15 protein-coding genes and 1 pseudogene are annotated in these 19,106 nt (G+C 73.7%); 6 read left to right on the top strand and 10 right to left on the bottom strand.

All coding sequences use genetic code 11. From position 1 onward, the window contains the following. On the bottom strand, positions 1 to 819 hold the full coding sequence (locus tag ACFYOS_RS12075; RefSeq protein WP_387138998.1) for an SAM-dependent methyltransferase: 819 nt from the start codon (positions 817 to 819) through the stop codon (positions 1 to 3). A 104-nt stretch (positions 820 to 923) separates the two neighbouring features. Here ACFYOS_RS12075 and ACFYOS_RS12070 point away from each other — a divergent pair, with 104 nt between their 5' ends. Next, positions 924 to 1,172, top strand: a complete 249-nt coding sequence (locus ACFYOS_RS12070; RefSeq protein WP_387138995.1) for a hypothetical protein — start codon at positions 924 to 926, stop codon at positions 1,170 to 1,172. Between the two features lie 38 nt (positions 1,173 to 1,210). Here the strand turns inward: ACFYOS_RS12070 and pcaF are convergent, their stop codons facing one another. Continuing rightward, positions 1,211 to 2,416: a 3-oxoadipyl-CoA thiolase gene (gene pcaF, locus ACFYOS_RS12065; protein ID WP_387138992.1), complete on the bottom strand. Its 1,206-nt coding sequence runs from the start codon at positions 2,414 to 2,416 to the stop codon at positions 1,211 to 1,213. A gap of 105 nt (positions 2,417 to 2,521) precedes the next feature. Here pcaF and ACFYOS_RS12060 point away from each other — a divergent pair. The 4 genes and pseudogenes from ACFYOS_RS12060 (at position 2,522) to ACFYOS_RS12045 (ending at position 6,763) form a co-directional block, all read left to right on the top strand. Next, positions 2,522 to 3,558, top strand: a pseudogene (locus tag ACFYOS_RS12060) (glutathione S-transferase family protein). Further along, complete coding sequence (locus tag ACFYOS_RS12055) at positions 3,534 to 4,097, top strand: DUF998 domain-containing protein (protein ID WP_387139131.1); 564 nt, start codon at positions 3,534 to 3,536, stop codon at positions 4,095 to 4,097. Before ACFYOS_RS12060 ends, ACFYOS_RS12055 begins: the two are co-directional and overlap by 25 nt. 245 nt (positions 4,098 to 4,342) lie before the next feature. Then, entirely contained in the window at positions 4,343 to 5,635 is a 1,293-nt protein-coding gene (locus tag ACFYOS_RS12050) for a dicarboxylate/amino acid:cation symporter (RefSeq protein WP_387139128.1), read from the top strand. Between the two features lie 60 nt (positions 5,636 to 5,695). Continuing rightward, the gene (locus ACFYOS_RS12045) at positions 5,696 to 6,763 is read left to right on the top strand and encodes an NADH:flavin oxidoreductase/NADH oxidase (protein WP_387138989.1); all 1,068 of its coding nucleotides are present in this window, start codon (positions 5,696 to 5,698) and stop codon (positions 6,761 to 6,763) included. 40 nt (positions 6,764 to 6,803) lie between these two features. Here ACFYOS_RS12045 and ACFYOS_RS12040 read toward each other — a convergent pair whose 3' ends face one another. The 8 genes from ACFYOS_RS12040 to ACFYOS_RS12005 all read right to left on the bottom strand — a co-directional run bounded on the left by ACFYOS_RS12040 (position 6,804) and on the right by ACFYOS_RS12005 (position 18,383). Continuing rightward, the gene (locus ACFYOS_RS12040) at positions 6,804 to 10,301 is read right to left on the bottom strand and encodes an ATP-binding cassette domain-containing protein (protein WP_387138986.1); all 3,498 of its coding nucleotides are present in this window, start codon (positions 10,299 to 10,301) and stop codon (positions 6,804 to 6,806) included. An 86-nt stretch (positions 10,302 to 10,387) separates the two neighbouring features. Beyond that, on the bottom strand, positions 10,388 to 10,981 hold the full coding sequence (locus ACFYOS_RS12035; RefSeq protein ID WP_387138983.1) for a TetR/AcrR family transcriptional regulator: 594 nt from the start codon (positions 10,979 to 10,981) through the stop codon (positions 10,388 to 10,390). After that, positions 10,978 to 12,411, bottom strand: coding sequence for an RNA-guided endonuclease TnpB family protein (locus ACFYOS_RS12030; protein WP_387138980.1), 1,434 nt, complete (start codon positions 12,409 to 12,411; stop codon positions 10,978 to 10,980). The genes ACFYOS_RS12035 and ACFYOS_RS12030 overlap by 4 nt, the downstream gene beginning before the upstream one ends. Further along, entirely contained in the window at positions 12,408 to 12,875 is a 468-nt protein-coding gene (locus ACFYOS_RS12025; protein WP_387138977.1) for a hypothetical protein, read from the bottom strand. Before ACFYOS_RS12025 ends, ACFYOS_RS12030 begins: the two co-directional genes overlap by 4 nt. 269 nt (positions 12,876 to 13,144) lie before the next feature. Continuing rightward, positions 13,145 to 15,295, bottom strand: coding sequence for a YhgE/Pip family protein (locus ACFYOS_RS12020; protein ID WP_387138974.1), 2,151 nt, complete (start codon positions 15,293 to 15,295; stop codon positions 13,145 to 13,147). An 84-nt stretch (positions 15,296 to 15,379) separates the two neighbouring features. Further along, entirely contained in the window at positions 15,380 to 16,117 is a 738-nt protein-coding gene (locus ACFYOS_RS12015; RefSeq protein ID WP_387138971.1) for an ATP-binding cassette domain-containing protein, read from the bottom strand. Positions 16,118 to 16,237: 120 nt separating this feature from the next. After that, positions 16,238 to 17,077 (bottom strand): GNAT family N-acetyltransferase, encoded by an 840-nt coding sequence (locus ACFYOS_RS12010; protein ID WP_387138968.1) that lies wholly within the window; start codon positions 17,075 to 17,077, stop codon positions 16,238 to 16,240. 79 nt (positions 17,078 to 17,156) lie between these two features. Then, positions 17,157 to 18,383 carry an MFS transporter gene (locus ACFYOS_RS12005; RefSeq protein WP_387138965.1) on the bottom strand — a complete coding sequence of 409 codons (1,227 nt, stop codon included), beginning with the start codon at positions 18,381 to 18,383 and terminating at the stop codon, positions 17,157 to 17,159. Between the two features lie 121 nt (positions 18,384 to 18,504). Here ACFYOS_RS12005 and ACFYOS_RS12000 point away from each other — a divergent pair, with 121 nt between their 5' ends. Further along, complete coding sequence (locus ACFYOS_RS12000) at positions 18,505 to 19,095, top strand: PadR family transcriptional regulator (RefSeq protein WP_387138962.1); 591 nt, start codon at positions 18,505 to 18,507, stop codon at positions 19,093 to 19,095. The last annotated feature ends 11 nt before the right edge of the window (positions 19,096 to 19,106 follow it).

The raw sequence follows: 19,106 nt of genomic DNA, 5'->3' as shown, positions 1-19,106 counted from the left end.
TCAGTCGGCGGTCCGGTCGTGCCGGGCCACGCCGCCGAACGCCCCGAACCGCTCGGGGTGGTCGTCCACGTCGGACGGCGAGTCGGGCCGCCACAGCGGCATGTGCACCACGCCCGGTTCGAGGATCGTCCAGTCGCCGAAGTAGCCGGTGATCTCGGCAAGCGAGCGGAGGGTGATCTCCGTGGCGGTGCGCGCCGACAGCCGCTGCGCGTCGAGCATCTCCTGCGGCTGGTCCTCGAAGGTCGAGTGCGAGATGACCAGGTAGCTGCCGGGCGCGGCGACGGACCGCAGGGTGGCCAGGATGTCGGCGGGGCGGTCCGCGTCGGGGATGAAGTGCACCACCCCGGCGAGCAGGATGCCCAGTGGCCGGTCGAAGTCGACCAGGCCGCCGGCCCGGGCCTGGTCCAGGATCAGCTTCGGCTCGCGCAGGTCGCCGTGGATGGCGGTGGCCCGGTCGTTGCCGGCGAGCAGCTCCCGGCTGTGCGCCACCGCGACCGGGTCGATGTCGACGTAGACGATCCGGGCCTCGGGGTTGGCCGCCTGGGCGACCTCGTGCACGTTGCCCACGGTCGGGATGCCCGAGCCGATGTCGAGGAACTGGTCGATGCCGGCCTCGAGCAGCACCCGCACGGCCCGGCGCAGGAACTCCCTTCCGGCGCGCATGGTGGCCGGCAGGTTCGGCGTCATGGCGGCGATCTGCTCGGCCAACTGCCGGTCGATCTCGAAGTTGTGTGCGCCGCCGAGGAAGTAGTCGTAGACCCGGGCCGCGCTCGGGCGGGTCAGGTCGATCTCGGCGGGAAGTCCGTCCGGCGTCTGCATCGCTCGGCCCCCAGCTCGTCGCCGTGGATGCGGGTCGCCCGGAAAACCCCGGCCAACCCGCTGGGTGGTGTGGTCCAGACCACTCTATGCGGGGACATCCAGGCGTGGGTGATCCACTTTCGACGGTCAGCCGGCGTCCACGACGTCACCCGAAAACCTCGCGCCCCCGCTCCCAGGCGTGGCGGGAGCTCGGGCACGTCCTCGGCGTCGAGGGCCGGGCGGACGAACTCAACGCCGAGGCGCGGCGGTGCGCCGGCCAGGCCGACGGGTGGTTCGTGCCATTTCTGGTCGCCGCCGCCAGGCGTGGCTGGCACCGGGCCGGCCACCGTGGCTGCGCCGACGACCCGTCCTGACCCCCGGGCGGCCGGCGCCCGCCCGGGGCGGCCCGTCGTCAGGCGGCGGACTCCAGCAGCAACGAGATGCCCTGGCCGACGCCGATGCACATGGTGGCGAGGGCCCGCCGGCCGCCGCGGCGGCGCAGCTCCAGCGCGGCGGTCAGCGCCAGCCGGGCACCGCTGGCCCCGAGCGGGTGGCCGAGGGCGATCGCCCCGCCGTTCGGGTTGACGTGCTCGGCGTCCTCGGGCAGCCCCAGCTCGCGCAGCACCGCCACGGACTGGGCGGCGAACGCCTCGTTCAGCTCGATCACATCGAGGTCGGCCAGGGCCAGCCCCTGCCGGTCGAGCAGCTTGCGGGTCGCCGGGACCGGGCCGATCCCCATGATCCGGGGCGGTACGCCCGCCGCCGCGGCCCCGGTCACCCGGGCCAGCGGGGTGAGGCCGTACCGGGCGACGGCCGACTCCGAGGCGACCAGCAGGGCCACCGCGCCGTCGTTGACGCCGGAGGAGTTGCCGGCGGTGACCGTACCGCCCTCCCGGAACGGGGTGGGCAGCGCGGCGAGCTTCTCCAGCGAGGTCTCCCGCGGGTGCTCGTCGACCTCGACCAGCTTCGTCTCCCGCTTGCCGGCCGGCACGGTCACCGGCACGATCTCCTCGGCCAGCCGGCCGTCGGCCTGCGCCTTGGCGGCCCGCTGCTGGGAGCGCAGGGCGAACTCGTCCTGCGCCGCGCGGTCGATGCCGTACTCGGCGGCGACGTTCTCCGCCGTCTCCGGCATCGAGTCGATGCCCCAGCCCCGCTTCATCAGCGGGTTCACCAGCCGCCAGCCGATGGTGGTGTCGTAGACCTCGGCGGTGCGGGCGAACGCGGTGGTGGCCTTCGGCATGACGAAGGGCGCCCGGCTCATGCTCTCCACCCCGCCGGCGACCATCAGGTCGGCCTCCCCGGCGACGATGGACCGGGCGGCGGCGGCCAGGGCGTCCAGGCCGGAGCCGCAGAGCCGGTTGACCGTGCTGCCGGGGACCTCCTCCGGCAGCCCGCCGAGCAGCGCCGCCATCCGGGCCACGTTGCGGTTGTCCTCACCGGCCTGGTTGGCGCAGCCCAGGATCACGTCGTCGGTGCGGGCCCAGTCCACCGAGGGGTGGCGGGCCACCAGCTCGCGGATCACGTGGGCGGCCAGGTCGTCGGGGCGTACCCCGGCGAGGGCGCCGGCGTACCGGCCGATCGGGGTGCGGACTCCGGCAACGAGGTAGGCCACGGTCATGGTGCTGCGTCCTTCGGGGGTGGGAAGGGGCTGGCGGCGCGCCCGCCGGGTCACGGGGACGCCCGGCGCCAGGATATCCGCGCCCGGACCGGATAGGTTGACGGCATGGCCCGGGCCCAGTTCAGCGCCGAGAGCACCCGCAGCGGTGACTTCGTCCGCCAGCCCAACCGGTTCACCGGTCGGGTCACCCCGCACTCCACCTCACCGGAGGGCGGCGGCCCCGACGACCAGGACCGGTGGCCGCTGGAGGCCGGCCGGTACCGGTTGATCTGGTGCCGGGCCTGCCCGTGGGCGCACCGGGCCCGGATCGTGCGCAGCCTGCTCGGCCTGGAGGACGTGATCTCGCTGGGCACCGTCGACCCGATCCGGGACGAGCGCGGCTGGCGGTTCGCGCTCGACCCGGACGGCTTCGACCCGGTGCTCGGCATCGGCTTCCTCTCCGACGCGTACCTGGCCACCGACCCGGACTACACCGGCCGGGTGACCGTGCCGGCCCTGGTCGACACGCTGACCGGCCGGGTGGTCACCAACGACTACCCGCAGCTCACCCTCGACTTCTCCACCGAGTGGCGGCGGTTCCACAAGCTCGACGCGCCCGATCTCTACCCGGTCGAGCTGCGCCCGGAGATGGACGCGCTGATGGCCGAGATCCACCGGGACGTCAACAACGGCGTCTACCGGTGCGGCTTCGCCACCTCGCAGGAGGCGTACGACGAGGCGTACCTCGCGCTCTTCGGCCGGCTGGACGCGCTGTCGGAACGGCTGTCCGGGCGGCGTTACCTGCTCGGCGACACGCTCACCGAGGCGGACGTGCGGCTCTTCACCACGCTGGTCCGCTTCGACCTGGCGTACCACGGGCACTTCAAGTGCAACCGGCAGAAGCTGACCGAGATGCCGGTGCTCTGGGCGTACGCCCGGGACCTGTTCCAGACTCCGGGCTTCGGCGAGACGGTGGACTTCGACCACATCAAGCGGCACTACTACGCCACCCACGAGATGATCAACCCGACCCGGATCGTGCCGCTCGGTCCGGACCTGCACGGCTGGACCACGCCGCACGGGCGTGGCTGATCCCGGGGTCGCCCGGGTCGCCGCCGCGGCCGCGGCCGCCGGCTGCCTGGTCGCCGGGGCGGTCGCGGTGACGGTCGCCGTGGTCGCCGGTCCCGGTCCGGGCCTGACCGGGTACGTCAGCGAGGCCGGCGTCACCGACAGCGGGTACGCCGCGGCGTACCGGGTCGGGGTGTTCGCCCTGGCGGCGGCGCTGCTGCTGCTCGCCGCGGCGCTGCCCCCGGCGCTGGGGACGGCGGCCGGGCTGCTCGCGGCGGGCGGGGCCTGCACGGCGCTCTCCGGCGCGGTGACGTGCAGCGCCCGCTGCCCACTGCCGCCGTTCGAGGCGACCACCGTGGCGGATCTGATGCACGGCGGTGCGAGCATCGCGGCCACCGCCGGGGTGGTTCTCGCGATGCTGGCCCTGCTCGCCGCCCCGGCGGCGGGCCCGTCGCTGCGCCGGATCGCCGTGGTCGGCGTGGCGCTGGCGCTGCCGCTCTCCGCGGCGGTCGGGCTGGCCATGCTGACCGTGGGTCGCGGCACCCTGGTCGGGGTGCTGGAGCGACTGCTGCTGGCGGTGGCCGCCGGGTGGGGCCTGGCCACGGCCACCGCGCTGGGCCTGACCCGCCGCTGATCGTGACGAACGGATCACCGGGGCATGAACCCGCCCTGTAAGGATCGTCACGCCCACCGCTCCTTCCACCTGTCGATCAGCCGGGAGTAGCGTCGGCAGGCGATGACCAACGTCTGGCACCTCACCGAGCGCCTGTACGTCGACCTCCGACGGCAGGCCAGCGGCGTCTGTCCGGCGCAGCCACTCTCCTGACGCTGCCCCGTTCACCTCCACCAGACCTTGGACGCACCCTCATGGCTTCCGCCCTGCGCAAGATCCCCTTTTCCGTGCAGATCCTGCTCGGCCTCGTGCTCGGCGTGGCGCTCGGCTTCCTCGCCCGCGCCAACGACCTCGCCTGGCTGACCAGCACCCTCGACACCGTCGGCCACCTCTTCATCCAGCTGCTCAAGCTGGCCGTGCCGCCGCTCGTCTTCACCGCCATCGTGGTCAGCGTGGTCAGCCTGCGCGGCGTGGCCAACGCCGCCCGGCTGGCACTGAAGACCCTGCTCTGGTTCGGCATCACCGCGCTGATCGCGGTGAGCATCGGCATCGGCCTCGGCCTGCTCACCGACCCCGGCAAGGGCGTCACGCTCGACCTGGCCGGCGCCGCCGCCCCGAAGAAGACCGGCTCCTGGACCGACTTCCTGACCGGCATCGTCCCGACCAACCCGATCGGCGCGTTCGTCGAGGGCAACGTCCTCCAGATCGTCTTCCTCGCCCTCGTGATCGGCGCCGCCGCGCTGCTGATCGGCGAGGCCGCCGAGCCGTTCGTGACGCTCAACCGCTCGGTGCTGGCCATCGTGCAGAAGGCGCTCTGGTGGGTCATCCGGCTCGCCCCGATCGGCACGCTCGGCCTGATCGGCAACGCCGTCGCCTCGTACGGCTGGGACCTGCTGGCCCCGCTCGCCAAGTTCACCACCGCCGTCTACGTCGGCTGCGCGATCGTGCTCTTCGTGGTCTACCCGGTGCTGCTGGTGGCCGCCGGCCGGCTCAACCCGGTGCGCTTCTTCGCCGGCGCCTGGCCCGCCATCGAGCTGGCCTTCGTGTCCCGCTCCTCGGTGGGCACCATGCCGGTGACCCAGCGCTCGGTCGAGCGCCTCGGCGTCCCCCGCGAGTACGCCTCCTTCGCGGTGCCGTTCGGCGCCACCACGAAGATGGACGGCTGCGCCGCGATCTACCCGGCCCTGGCGGCGATCTTCGTCGCGCAGGTCTTCGGGGTGCACCTGGGCGTCACCGACTACCTGCTGATCGCCTTCGTCTCGGTGGTCGGCTCGGCCGCGACCGCCGGCCTGACCGGCGCGATCGTCATGCTCACCCTGACCCTGAGCACGCTGGGCCTGCCGCTGGCGGGTGCCGGTCTGCTGCTGGCGATCGACCCGATCCTGGACATGATCCGGACCGCCACCAACGTGGCCGGCCAGGCGCTCGTGCCGACCATCGTGGCCGCCCGGGAGGGCACCCTCGACCGGACCGCGTACGACTCGGCCGGCAAGCGGGAGCTGGTCGGCGCCGACGAGGCGGACCGTCCGGCGGAGCGGCTGGCTCCCGTCCCCGCCTGATCATCGGTGTCCCGGGGGAGGGCTTCGGCCCTCCCCCGGCGCGTGTTGAAGGATGACGACATGAGTGCCCTGTTCACCCCGCTCGCCCTGCGGGGCGTCACCCTGCCCAACCGGGTCGCCATGGCACCGATGTGCCAGTACAGCGCCGGCCCGGACGGCCTACCCACCGACTGGCACCGCGTCCACCTCGGCTCCCGCGCGGTCGGCGGGGCCGGGCTGATCATCACCGAGGCCACCGCGGTGGTCCCCGAAGGCCGGATCAGCCCGCAGGACACCGGCATCTGGTCCGACGCGCACGTCGACGCGTGGCGGCCGATCACCGCGTTCGTCGCCGCCCAGGGTGCGGTGCCGGCGGTCCAGCTCGCGCACGCCGGATTCAAGGCGTCGACGTACCGGCCGTGGGCCGAGCACCGGGGCGGCGTGCCGGACGCCGAGGGCGGCTGGACGCCGGTCGGCCCGGGCGGCGAACCGTTCCTGCCCGACTACCGGCGGCCGACCGCGCTCGACGAGGCGGGGATCGCCGGGGTGGTCGAGGCGTTCGCCGCCGCCGCGACGCGGGCGCTGGCCGCCGGCTTCGCCGCGGTGGAGATCCACGCCGCGCACGGCTACCTGCTGCACGAGTTCCTCTCCCCGCTGACCAACCACCGCACGGACGGTTACGGCGGCGACCGGGCCGGCCGGATGCGGCTCGCCCTGGAGGTGGCCCGCGCGGTCCGCGCCGCGGTCGGCGAGTCGGTGCCGGTGCTCACCCGGATCTCCGCCACCGACTGGGTGGACGGCGGCTGGACCGTCGAGGACAGCGTGGTGCTCGCGGGTGAGCTGGCCGGCGCCGGGGTGGACCTGGTGGATGCCTCGTCCGGCGGCGCCGCCGCCGTCGCGAACGTTCCCGTCGGCCCCGGCTACCAGGTCCCGCTGGCGGCCCGGATCCGCCGCGAGGCGGGCGTGCCGACCGGCGCGGTCGGCCTGATCGTCGAGCCCGAGCAGGCCGAGCAGATCGTCGCCGGTGGCGAGGCCGACCTGGTCCTGCTCGGCCGGGAACTGCTCCGCGACCCGTACTGGCCCCGCCGCGCCGCCGCCAAACTCGCCGCCACCCCGGCCTGGCCCGACCAGTACACCCGCGCCTTCTGACGCACCCACCCCCCGGGCCGGGGGGTGGGTGCAGCGGACGTCACCCGGCCAGGCGACCCCAATGGGCTTCCAGGTCTCGCCACGGTCCCTGGGCCGCGACCGTCCCGTCGACCAGCACCACCACGTGGTCCGCCCGGACCAGCGCGGCCCGCTTGGCGGTCGAGCCGACCACGGTCACCCCGTGCTCGCGCAACGCCGCCCAGAGCGCCAGCTCGGTGGTGACGTCCAGCGCGGACGACACGTCGTCAGCGACCAGCAGCTCGGTACGCGGGGCCAGGGCCCGGGCCAGCGCCAGCCGCTGGAGCTGACCGCCGGAGAGCCGGGTGCCCTTGTGCCCGATGAGTAGTCCGAGCCCGCCCCCGGCGGCGGCCAGGTCGTGGTCGAGCTGGGCGGTGGTCACCGCGTCGGCGGCGTCCACCTGGTGCCCGAGCGCGATGTTGTCGGCCACCGTGCCGGAGAGCACCCGGGGCAGCTGTCCCACGTAGCCGACCTGGTTGGGGCGGAGGAACAGCTCCGGCTCGGTGACCGGCTCGCCGTTCCAACGCAGAGTGCCGGTGTGGTGCACGATCCCGGCCAGGGCCCGCAGCAGCGACGACTTGCCGGACCCGACCGGGCCGACCACCAGCACCAACTGTCCCCGCTCGACGGTCAGGTCGACGTCCCGGGCGGCGAGGATGCCGTCCGAGTGCAGCGCGCCGAACCCGGCCAGCTCCAGCCGGCGCAGCGGGTGCCGCGGCGCCGGCTCCGGCGCGGGCGCCGTCCCGGCGGCCAGGTCCACCCCGGGCACCGCCGCCGAATACGCCCCGACCCCGGTCATCGCCACCGTCCGCCGGGTCCACACCCGGGCCGACGGGTAGTTCGACACCAGGGACGCCGTGGTCCAGGCGAACCAGCGGGCCGCGCCCAGCGTGGAGACCGCCACCAGCGTGGCCCCGGCGGAGAGCCCCCCGGCCAGGTACAGCCCCCACGCCGCGATCGGCAGCAGCCCGCTGGCCAGCGACGGCGTGGACCGGGCCCACACCTGCATGGCGATCTCCCGGCGCTGCCGGTCGCTGCGCACGGTGTCCAGCGCCGCGAGGTGGTGCAGCACCGGGCCGGTGGCGCCGGCGAGCTTGACCGTACGGGCGGCGGAGAGCGAGGAGACCAGCGCGGTGGCGAACGCCGCCCGGGCCTTGACCGTGCCGCGGGCGCTGCGTTCCAGCCGCGGCGCGAACAGGGTCGCCGCCAGCCCGGAGACCACCATCGTGCCGAGGAAGAACAACGCCGGTACGAAGCTGCGGGTCACTGCGGTCATGGTGATCAGGATGGCCAGCGAGATGAACTGGTCCATCAGGTTGTCGGCGAGCTGGACCACCCGCTCGGTGTCGCCGCCCTGCGCCACCACCTCGGCCGGGGTGTGCCCGCTGACCCGGCGCGCCCCGGTCTGCCCATGCACCAGGCGCGCACTGATCCGCAGCATCTGCCGGATCCACCACTGCGGGAACCAGAGGTTGGTCAGGTACGGCAACGGCAGCACCACCAGCAGCGCGGCGACGATGCCGAGCGCCGGCAGCCACGGGTCTCCCCCGGCGACCACCTCGGCCCACAGCCAGGGCAGCACCGCGCCGTCCAGCCCGAGCAGGGTGATCACGATGAACAGCCCGACGGAGATCAGGCCGTACCGCGGGTCGTTGGTGCCCAGCCGCAGGATCTCCCGCAGCGTCCGCGCGGGCGGCGCGGCGGGCAACGGCGGCGGGTCGGTCCGCGGCACGGCGACCTGGCGCGGGACGGTGGCCGGCGCCTCCGGTTCCGCCGGCTCGTCGGCCCACCCGTCGTCCGGCCCGTCCAACAGCTCCACCCGGCCCCGCTGGCCGCCGGCCCCGGCGTACGCGCTGGCGTGGCTGGTGGCGAGCAGTTCGGCGAAGCGGGCGGACTCGCGCAGCGGTCCGGCCTCCAGCACCGCGCCGTCGGCCATCACCACCACGTCGTCGCAGCGACGCACCGAGGAGAGCCGGTGCGCGATGACGATGCCGATCCGGTCGGTGAGCAGGCGCTCGGTGGCCTGGCGTACCCGGGTCTCGGTGACCGGGTCGAGCCGGGCGGTGGCCTCGTCGAGGATCACCACGCGCGGGTCGCGGACCAGGATCCGGGCGAACGCCACCAGTTGCTCCTGCCCGGCGGAGAGCACGTGCCCGCCCTCGCCCAGCCTGGTGTGCACCCCGTCCGGGAGTTCGGCGATCCAGCCGGCCAGGCCCAGTTCCGCCAGCGCCCGGGGGGCGTCGTCGAGCAGGGCCGGGTCGAAGAGCGCGACGTTCTCGGCGAGGGTGCCGGCCAGGATCTCGGTGCGCTGGGGCACCACGGCGATCCACCGGCGCAGCGCCTCGACGTCCAGGTCGACCAGGTCGGTATCGCCGAGGAAGACCGTGCCGCGCGGCACGTCCACGGCCCGGGTGACCACCTTGGTGAGGGTCGACTTGCCCGAGCCGGTCCGCCCGACCAGGGCGTACGACCGGCCCCGGGCGAAGGTAAGCCGGACGTCGCGCAGCGCGGGCCCGCGCTCGTCCCCGACGGCGGGGTAGCGGAAGGTGAGCCCGCGGACGGTCAGGTCCCCGTCGACCGGGGCGACGCCGCCGCCCGGTTCCTGCCGGGCGGCGGAGAGCAGTTGCACCCGGGCCCAGGCGCCGAGCGCGTACTGCAGGTGCGGCACCCAGCGGGCGATGTGCTCGACGGTCGCGCCGAAGGCGAGCGCGAGCAGCCAGATCGCGGTGAGCCGGGCGCCGTCGACCCGGTCGGTGGCGAGCGCCCACGCCCCGGCGAGGACCACGGCGGCGATGCCGGCCCGGATGCCGCCGGCGGCGATGGCGGTGACCCGGGCGGACATCCGGAACACCCGCCCACCCCGGGCGATCACCTCGGCGGCCCGCCGGGCGTACAGCCGCAGCACGTACGGCCGGGCCAGGCTGGTCCGTACGTCGTCCTGGCCGTGCACCGCCTCCTCCATCACGGCGGCGAGGTCGGACCAGGCCTCCTCCTCGGCCATCCGGGCCGGGGCGATCCGGGCGGTGGGGCGGCGCAGGAGCACGCCGAGCAGCGCGGTCAGCAGGATCATCCCGACGCCGGCCGGCCACCAGACGATCAGCGCGCTGACCGTGGCGAGCAGGCAGACGGCGAGCCCCTGGACGAGGCGTACGCCGGTGTTCCGCATCTCGGAGGCGACCTGGTAGACGTCGTTGTCGATCCGGTCGAGCAGCTCGCCGACCGGGGTGGTCTCCAGGGTCGGCAGGTCCTGCCCGAGCGCCACCCGGCACAGCCGGCGGCGTACGTCGGCGGACCAGTCGGCGGTGAGGCGGGCCATCAGCAGCCCGATCACCAGGTCGGTGATGACGGCGGCGACCAGCGCCGCGGCCAGGGCGGCGAACCAGCCGACCGACCGGTGCACCAGCACCGGCCCGGCCAGCGCCGACGCGGCCGCCTGGCCGCCGGCGCCGAGCACGATGAGCAGGAGGACGACCGCCATCCGACGAGGTGCGGTGGCCCAGAGATCGCGGAGCAGGCGCATGACAGTCCTCCGGACTCGGGTCGGTGGGGGCGGTGACCCCAGCCTGGCCGGTCCGGGCGGGACGACTCAAACCATTTACCGGCGGTTCACGCCTGGGCGACCCGGCGGACGATGCCGAGCAGTGACTCCTGCACGTCCTCGATCGGCCGGTCCGGCTGGAAGACCAGCCAGTCCACGGCCACCACCAGACCCACGCCGAACAGGGCCGAGCTGGCCGTCCGTACGTCCAGGTCGGCGGGGAGGTCGCCACTGGCCACGCCGGCCCGTACGGTCTCGGCGATCACCTCGATCGCCTCGCCGCGCAGCAGCCGCAGGGTCTGCTGCCACTCCCGGTTGGTCCGCCACATCTCGGAGAGCAGGAGCTGGGCGAAGGCGCGGTAGCGACGGATGTACTCCAGTTCGGCGCGGACCAGCGCGGCGAGCGCCTCGCGGGGCGGCAGCCCGTCGACCGCGGCCCGGAAGTCGGCGGTGAGCAGGCCGATGCCGTGCCGCAGCAGCTCCTCGAAGAGGGCCGTCTTGGACTCGAAGTTGTAGTAGACGGTCCCCTTCGCCACCCCGGCCCGGGCCGCGATGTCGTCCACGGTGGTGGCGGAGAAGCCCTGTTCGGCGATGAGTTCCACCGCCGCCACGAAGAGGCGCTGGCGGGTGTCCTCCCGCCGGCGCGACCGTCCGTCACTCACTCGCCCTGCTTCCTACTTGTTGCTCTTGTTGAGCGTTTCGGATGGTTCGCTCTCCGCTCGGCTATTGCCGGGCTGGAGTCCTGGACCGGCAGTCTGGTCCGGTGGCGATCGGTCCTATCCTGCAGGATCTGCTTCACCCGCTGGTGTGGGGTGTGCAGGGCGATGTCGGGGTCGCCGGCTCGGTGCAGGATGTTGATCGCGGCGTTCACGTCTGCCTGCCACACCACCCCGCAGCAGGTGCAGTGAAACCGGTCCCCGCTGCGTCGGCCGAGCCGGCCGCAGCGGTGACAGGTTTGTGAGGTGTAGGCGGCGTTGACGGGAACGAGCGCAGAACCTCTGCGCTCCGACACGTTGGTGAGGGCCTCGGCGGTGACACCTTTGGTCCACGCAGCGAGGCGCCGGTTGACGTTCTTGCCGAGCGTCTTGCGTCCGGCGAAGCGTTTGGTGAGGTCTTCGGCGACCACGGTGGCGGCCTTGTCGACGACCCGGTGCACGGCGGTGAAGATCTCCGTGCGCACCTGGGCGCGGTGGCGGGCGACCTGCCGGTCCCGCTTGACCGTGCCAAGGTTGTTGGCCCTGATCCGCTGCGCTTTCGCGTGGTCACCGCGCAGGGCGGCGGTGTTCGCGATCGAGCGCAGCTTCGCCCGGCGCCGGTTGCGTTCCTTCGACCGGTCCGACTCGGTGGTCAGCAGTTGGCCGAGGCGGGTGCCGTGGCGGTCGCCGTCGGAGTCGGTGAGGGCTTCGGTGTAGCCCTTGTCCACGCCGAGCGTCCGCTGCCCGCAGGGCCGCTGCGAGGACCGCATCTTGGACGCGTCGATCTGGTAGTGCACCTCGACCTGACCCCGGCGCAGGATCAGTCGCAGCGTGCCCGTCGGCGCGACGGTCGTCGACAGTGGGATTTTGACCATCTGGCGGCGTTCGAGGCCGGGAACCGCCAGCCACAATCGGCCCCGCCCATCCACGACGATGTTGTACTTGTCAGCGCGCACCACGATCTGATCATGCGTGCGGTTGCAGCCGCGCTTCCAATGCTTACGCATCTGCCGAGCAAGGAACGAATCGGCAGCCCACCGATCCGCCCTTAACGCGGTGAACATCTGCTTGCGCTCGCCTGGATCGGCGGTGAGCCGGGTGACCGCCCGACGCACCTCGACCTTCGCCGCCTCCAGGTTCGCTGCGATGTCGGCCATCGCGTCGCGGACGGTTTCCTTCCACGCATTCGCCAGCACACCGAACTGCCGGTGCGTGCCGTCGGCCAGCCAGCGGTCCCGCACCTGCCGATCCTTCAACCCAGAACCGACCCCGGCGACCGACCCGTACCGCTGCCACACCTCACTGCGCACCCGCCCCAACCGGCGAGCCTGCTCCGCCAAGGCGGCGTACTTTCCCGCATTCAGGCCCGTCGAGTAGGCGATGCGTGTGACCTTCACCGCTGACCAGCCCCGGTCAGGTCGGGTGGTTTGAGTTCTTTCTCGTAGCGTCGCAGCCCGTCAAGCCGGCGCACGAAGGCGTGCACGATCGCCTGCAAGTACTCCACCAGCTCCCGCTGAGGGGGCAACGCCTCCTGGTTCGCGACGATGGCCTCGCAGGCGCCACGTCCCGCCACGGGCTTCAGAAACTCGAAACCGAACCGGGCCAGCCGGGCCTGGTGCGCCACGACCAGCGTGCCGAAATCACCCCGGTCGACTGCGTCTATCAACGCCAGGAACTTCTCGCGATGCAGGTCCATCCAACCGCGGATCTCACTGACCCACTCATCCACGGTCAGACCCAGGGTCAGGCGGAACTGCTGCATCGCCGCGACGTGCCGATTCTGACCCGGTAACGAGATACCCAGCAGGACATGACAACCTTCCGGCTCGGCGTCGAACCCCGGCTGCAGCACCTTGCGCACATCGGAATCGTCGAAATACCGCTGCCCCAACGGTAGGCGTCGGGCTTTGATTCGACCCCCCGCCTCCCACCGACGCACCCCACTCACCGAGCGACCCACCCGCTTGGCAAATCACGATCCGGTAGACGCTGCCCGCAACAGTCCACCATAGACATGGCTAGGAAGGAAGTCGACGACGCGTCGCCCTCCCCGTCGGCCCGTCCGGTACGGGCCGCCGTTGCGACCCGTACCCGCGCCCGGCGGCACCACCTTACGGCCCATGAGCATCCTCACATGGTCAGTTCGGGGTGCAGCTTGGCCGGGGTGAGCCGGCGGGACCGCCGCGCCGCGCCGACGGTGAGCACCATCGCGCCGACGCCGAAGGCGGCCAGCACCAGGGCACCGGTGACCACCGGCCCGGCCGGGCCGCCGTTGACGGTGTGCCGCAGGCCGGCCACCACGTACGTCATCGGCAGCCAGGGGTGGATCGCCTGGAAGAAGCCGGGCGAGGTCTGCACCGGGTAGGTGCCGCCGGAGGAGGTGAGCTGGAGCATCAGCAGGGCCAGCGCGGCGAGCCGGCCGGCCGGGCCGAGCGCCACGCCGAGCAGCTGCATGATCGCGGTGAACGCGAGCGAGGTCAGCGCGAGCAGCCCGAAGGTCGCCACCGGGTGCTTCGGGTCGAGGCCGAGCGCCAGCGTGACCACGGTGAAGAGCACCGTGACCTGGGCCAGCCCGATCGCGGCGGCGGGCAGCCAGCCGGCGAGGACGACCCGCCAGCCGGGCGCGTCGGACATCACGTGCCGCCGGTTGACCGGCCGCAACAGCATGTACGTGATCATCGCGCCGACCCAGAGGGCCAGGGCCAGGAAGTAGGGGGCGAAGCCCACCCCGTACGAGCCGGCGGGGTTGTGCGACGTGCGGATCAGGCCGACCGGGTCGCCGAGGACGTCGGAGCGGCGGTCCGCGTCGTGGTAGCCGGGCAGCTTCTCCGCGCCGGCGGCGAGCCCGTCGGCGAGGTCGCCGGCGCCGCCCTCCAGTTTGGTCAGGCCGTCGGCGAGCCGGTTGCTGCCGCTGCTGAGCTGGGCGAGACCGCCGTCGAGCTGCCGGGCCCCGGTGGCGAGTCGGTAGAGGCCACCCCGGAGCTGGTCGGCGCCGTCGGCGGCGTTGCCGAGCCCGTCGCGGAGCTTGGCACTGCCCTCGGCGAGGGTGTGCAGGCCGCTGGCGAGCTGGTCGACCTGGCTCCGGGCGGCGGCGACGTCGCCGGCCAGGTGCGGTGCGGCGGCGGCGACCTCCCGGGCGGTCTGTGCGACCTCGGTCATCTGCTTCTTGAGGGCGGCCAGGTCGGTCCGGTCGAGCGCGGACGCCATCGCCTGGGCCTTGGTGACCGCCTGGTCGGCGACCTTGCGGGCGGCGGCGAAGTTCGGATCGTCGGCCAGCTCAGGGTGGTCCTTCGCCACCGCGTCGAGGCGGTCGCGAACCTCGACGGCCAGCCCCACCACCTCGTCGGCCTTGGCCGGCACCGCGTCGAGGCCGTCCGCGAGGGCCTGCGCGCCCTCGGCGACCAGGGTGGCGGCCCGCTGGATGTCGTCTGCGTTCTTGCGCAGCAGCGGCTCGTACCGGTCGGCGGCGGCGTCCACCTTGGCCGCGGCGGCCCTGGTCTCGGTGGCGGCCCGGTTGGTGCCGTCGGCGAGCTGCGCGGCGCCGGTGTAGAGCTGGTCGAGGCCACCGGCCAGCTTGTCCGCGCCCCGCACGGACTGGTCGAGGCCACCGGCGAGCTGCCCGGCGCCGTCCTCGGCGGTGCCCAGCCCGTCGGCGATCTTCCCGGCACCCGCCTGCGAGGTCCCGAGCCCGTCGTGGATCTTCCCGGCCCCGTCGGCGGCCCGGCCGGTCTCGGCCTTCGCGTCGGTGAAGCCGATCAGCATCTTGTCGAAGTACGACGCCGCGGTGCTCTCCGCGGCGGCTGCCCGGATCTCGCTGAACGCGGAGCGGGCGAGCAGGCCGGAGAGGTAGTTGGTGGCGTCGTCGTTGACCACCTTCAGCTCGCCCCGGCGGGCCGGCCGGTCCGGCTCCGGGCTTGCCACCAGCGTGGCGGAGAAGTCCGCCGGGATGGCGAAGACCAGGTGGTAACGGCCGTCGCGCAGCCCTTCGGTGGCGTCGGTCTGGTCGGTCACCGTCCAGCCGAAGACCTTCCGGTCGAGCAGTTCGTCGGTGAGGTCCCGGCCGGCGTGCACCTCGCTGCCGTCGCCGGCCCTGGCCGGGCGGTCGGCGTTGACCAGGGCCACCGGGATCCGGTCGAGGTTCCCGTACGGGTCCCAGAAGGCGTAGAGGTAGAGGGCGCCGTAGAGCAGCGGGATGACGGTGAGGACGGCGAGCGCGGCGCGCGGCAGCCGGCCCCGGGTCATCCGGCGCAGCTCGAAGCGCGCGAGTCGAACGACACTCATGCCGGCACTCCGCTCCGCTCCGTGCCGCCATGCGGCACCACCACACTGAACCTGCTGATTCGCTCGCTGCGCTCGCTCATGCGGTCACCTCGGGGTCTGGTCCCGGTCCGCTGCGGCGCGCGGCGCGACCAGGGCAGGGGTGGGCAGGGTCAGTTCGGTACGGGTGGGCAGGTTCGGATCGCCGATCCGGTGCACGATCGCGGTGGCGCCCGGCTCGACGGCGCGGGCGCTGGCGATCACGGCGTACCCCTGGTCGGCGAGGCGGGCCAGGGCGGACCAGATCCACTCGCGCTCGGGCGCGTCGGAGCCGGCGTCCACGTCGTCGGCGACGATCAGGTTCGGGCCGCTCAGGCTGGCCAGCACCAGGCCGAGCAGCTGCCGCTCGACGGGGGTGAGGTCCCGGCCGTACCGGTCGGGGTCGAGCGGGGCGTCGGTGAGGCCGGCTCCGGCGATGGCGGCGGCGAAGGCGTCTCGGCGGTACGCGCGCCGCGCGCGAACCGCGGCGATCGGGGCGAGTTGGCGGCGGCGCGGCACCGGCCCGAGCAGCAGCAGCCGTTCCTGGATGTGCTCGGCGACGGTCAGCGTCGGGTCGGGCTCGTGCACCCCGGCGACCTGCCCGAGCGCGGCCGGTCCCCGGCGGCGCAGCTCGCCCTCGGTGTGCGGGAAGCGCCCGGCCAGGGCGAGCAGCAGTGAGGTGCGCCCGCTGCCGGGCGGGCCGGTGACGGCGTGCAGCTCCCCCGCCTCGGCGGCGAGGTCCACGTCCCGGTACACCCAGCCGCGCCGGGTGCGCAGACCCAGCCCGCTGGCCTCGACGATCTTCATCGCTCCATCCCGACTTCTAAACTGACTAGTCAGTATAAAAACATGGTCAGCATAGCGCCGGCTGTCCGGTTCGGCGCAATTCGCAGCGACGTGATCCCGGCCATGCCGCCGGGGCGGGGCTCAGAAGAGCACGGTGGCGAGCGTGCCCACCGGGCGGAAGCCGCAGCGCTCGTAGACCCGCCGGGCGGGCAGGTTGAAGTCGTTGACGTAGAGGCTGACGGTCGGGGCGACCCGGACGAGGGCGTCGCGCACCACCGCCGCCATGGCCGCGGTGGCCATCCCCCGGCCGCGCCACTCCGGCGCCACCCAGACGCCCTGCACCTGGGCGGTGCGCCGGGTCACCACGGCCAGCTCGGCCTTGAAGACCACCTTGCCGTCCACGAACCGTGCGTAGGCGCGGCCGGCGCGGACCAGGTCGCCCACCCGCCGCCGGTAACCGCGCCCGCCATCCTCGGCCAGCGGCGACACCCCGACCTCCTCGGTGTACATCGCCACCGCCGCCGGGAAGAGCTGCTCGACCTCACCGGCCCGCACCCGGCGCACCTCCGGGTCGGGCGCCACGGCGGGCAGGACGTCCGTGGCCAGCAGCGGCTGGTTGGGGCGTACGTCCCGGGCCGGGCCCCAGTACGCGGAGAGGCGGTCCCAGAGTCCGAGCACGGCGTCGGCCCGGCCCACGATCGACGAGCAGAGCCGCTCCTCGGTGCTCAACTGCTCGGCGAACGCGGCCACCGCCGGCGCCGAGGCGAGCACCGGGGTCAGGTTGCCGCCCAGCCAGCAGATCGACTCCAGGTTGTGCCGGGTGCCGTAGCCGAGGATCCGCCCCTCGGCCCGCCACCAGGCCAGCCCTCGGACGGCCACCCGCTCGGCGACCTGCGCGCCGGCGTACGGGTCGCGGTCGAGCAGCCGTTCGACCGCGCGGCGCTCCGACTCCCCGAGTTGGCGTACCGGCACCGTGAGCACAGCTACCAGCCTGCCAGATCCGTGGGGGCCCGCGCGGGCCGACCTGAGGACGCCGTCCGGCCGTTCGCCGAGTGGCGGCTCAGCCGACCGGAACCGGCTCGCCGACCGGCTCCGCCGGGCGGGTCCGCGCGGCCCAGCCGACCACCGGCGGGACCAGCGCCCCGAGCAGCAGGAACAGTCCGCCGAGCAGCAGCCAGCCCGGTACGCCCCAGCCGACCGCCAGGGTGGTCACCACCAGAGGGGCCACCATCGAGCCGAGCTGCATGCCCATCCCGTACGCGCCCTGGTACTGCCCCTGCGCGTGGGCCGGGGCGAGGCCGAACGAGATGCCCCAGCCGGCCGCGGCGTGCCACAGCTCCCCCACCACGTGCACCAGCGCCCCACCCAGCAGCAGCGGCACCGCGACGGCGGTGGGTACGCCCCCGCTGAGCGCGAAGAGCACGCAGGCCACCGCGATCACCACGCCGGCCCGGCGGGCCGCCCGGCCGGCGCCGGCCAGTTCCTCGGTGCCCCGCGAGGCCCGCACCTGGAAGAGCACCACCATCACGGTGTTGACCAGCATGCAGCCGGAGACGAGCCACTCCGGCGCGCTGGTGTGGTCGGCGATCCACAGCGGCAGGGCGATGTTGAGCAGCCCGAAGTGCATGGACATGAGCCCGTCGAGCACGGTGAAGGCGAGGAACGGGCGGTCCCGCAGGGCGATCAGCCGGGGCCCGTGGGTCGGCGCCGGTACCGGCGGCACGGACGGCAGCCGGAGCAGGATCGCCGCCGCCCCGAGGTAGGTCACCGCGTCGAGCAGGATCAGCGCGACGTACGCGGTGCGGGTGTCCGCCGCGATCCCGAAGCCGGCGGCGACCGCCCCGACGGAGATCCCGACGTTGGTGACCGCCCGCAGCCAGGCCCGGGTCCGGACCCGCTGGTCGGCGGGGACCGCCCCGGCGATCAGCGCGCCCCGGGCCCCCCGGCTGACCGAGTCGGCGACCGCCATCAGCATGCCCACCAGCAGGAACGCCGGGAAGGACCGGACGGCCAGCAGGGCGGCGGTGAAGGCGGCGGAGGCGAGCAGCGCGGCGAGCTGCATCCCGCGCGGACCGTACCGGTCGGCGAGGTAGCCCATCGGGGTGCTGGTCACCAGGCTGACCAGGGCCGTGAGGGTGAGCCCGAGGCCGACCTGGGCGACGGTCAGCCCGACCGAGCGGGTCAGGAACAGGGCGCTGACGGTCAGCCAGGTGCCCCGGCCGACGGTGTTGACCAGGGTGGACAGGGCGAGGGTCCGGGCCGGGCCCGGTTCGGGAAGCAGGCGCACGCCGACACCCTAGCAAGACGTACGTACGGTTTCCGGCCCTGGTCGACGTATCGTCTTGTCGGCGATGCATTGCCGATATATCGTTGATGCATCAGCGATACGCCAACAGACGGAGAGCCCGATGGGTTTCCACCGACGGATGCACGCCATGCACGACGAGATGCGCCGACGCGGCTTCGGCTTCCCGCCCGTACCGCCCGGCCCGCCGCCCTTCCCGCCCGGACCGCACGGTCACGGGCACGGCCGGGGCGGCCGGGGGCGGGGGCGCGGTCGCCGGCCCAACGTGCGCGGCGCCGTGCTGGCCCTGCTCACCGAGCGGCCCATGCACGGCTACGAGATGATCCAGGAGATCGACTCCCGCACCGGCGGGGCGTGGCGGCCCAGCCCCGGGTCGATCTACCCCACCCTGCAGTTGCTCGAGGATGAGGGCGTCATCGCCGCCGCCCCGGACTCCGACGGCGGGCGCAAGCGGTTCACCCTCACCGAGCAGGGGCGGGCCGAGGCGACCGAGGCGGCGCAGACCCCGCCGTGGGGCGAGTTCGCCGAGAAGACCGTCAGCAGCTGGCACGACATCCGCGACGCCGGCGCGCAGGCGATGCACGCGTTGCGCCAGGTGATGATGACCGGCACCGACGACCAGCGGGAGCGGGCCGCCCAGGTGCTCGACGAGACCCGCCGCAAGCTCTACGCCATCCTCGCCGAATCCGAGTGAGCCCCGGCGCA

Source organism: Micromonospora sp. NPDC005806 (assembly GCF_042871425.1).
GTDB lineage: Bacteria > Actinomycetota > Actinomycetes > Mycobacteriales > Micromonosporaceae > Micromonospora.
Note: the sequence above shows the minus strand (reverse complement) of the source record. Positions and strands in the feature narration are given on the sequence as shown.

Coding starts and splice junctions, on each gene's coding strand:
- ACFYOS_RS12015 (WP_387138971.1), bottom strand. CDS start 16,117: ATGAAGATCGTCGAGGCCAGCGGGCTGGGTCTGCGCACCCGGCGCGGC.
- ACFYOS_RS12020 (WP_387138974.1), bottom strand. CDS start 15,295: ATGAGTGTCGTTCGACTCGCGCGCTTCGAGCTGCGCCGGATGACCCGG.
- ACFYOS_RS12000 (WP_387138962.1), top strand. CDS start 18,505: ATGGGTTTCCACCGACGGATGCACGCCATGCACGACGAGATGCGCCGA.
- pcaF (WP_387138992.1), bottom strand. CDS start 2,416: ATGACCGTGGCCTACCTCGTTGCCGGAGTCCGCACCCCGATCGGCCGG.
- ACFYOS_RS12040 (WP_387138986.1), bottom strand. CDS start 10,301: ATGCGCCTGCTCCGCGATCTCTGGGCCACCGCACCTCGTCGGATGGCG.
- ACFYOS_RS12045 (WP_387138989.1), top strand. CDS start 5,696: ATGAGTGCCCTGTTCACCCCGCTCGCCCTGCGGGGCGTCACCCTGCCC.
- ACFYOS_RS12075 (WP_387138998.1), bottom strand. CDS start 819: ATGCAGACGCCGGACGGACTTCCCGCCGAGATCGACCTGACCCGCCCG.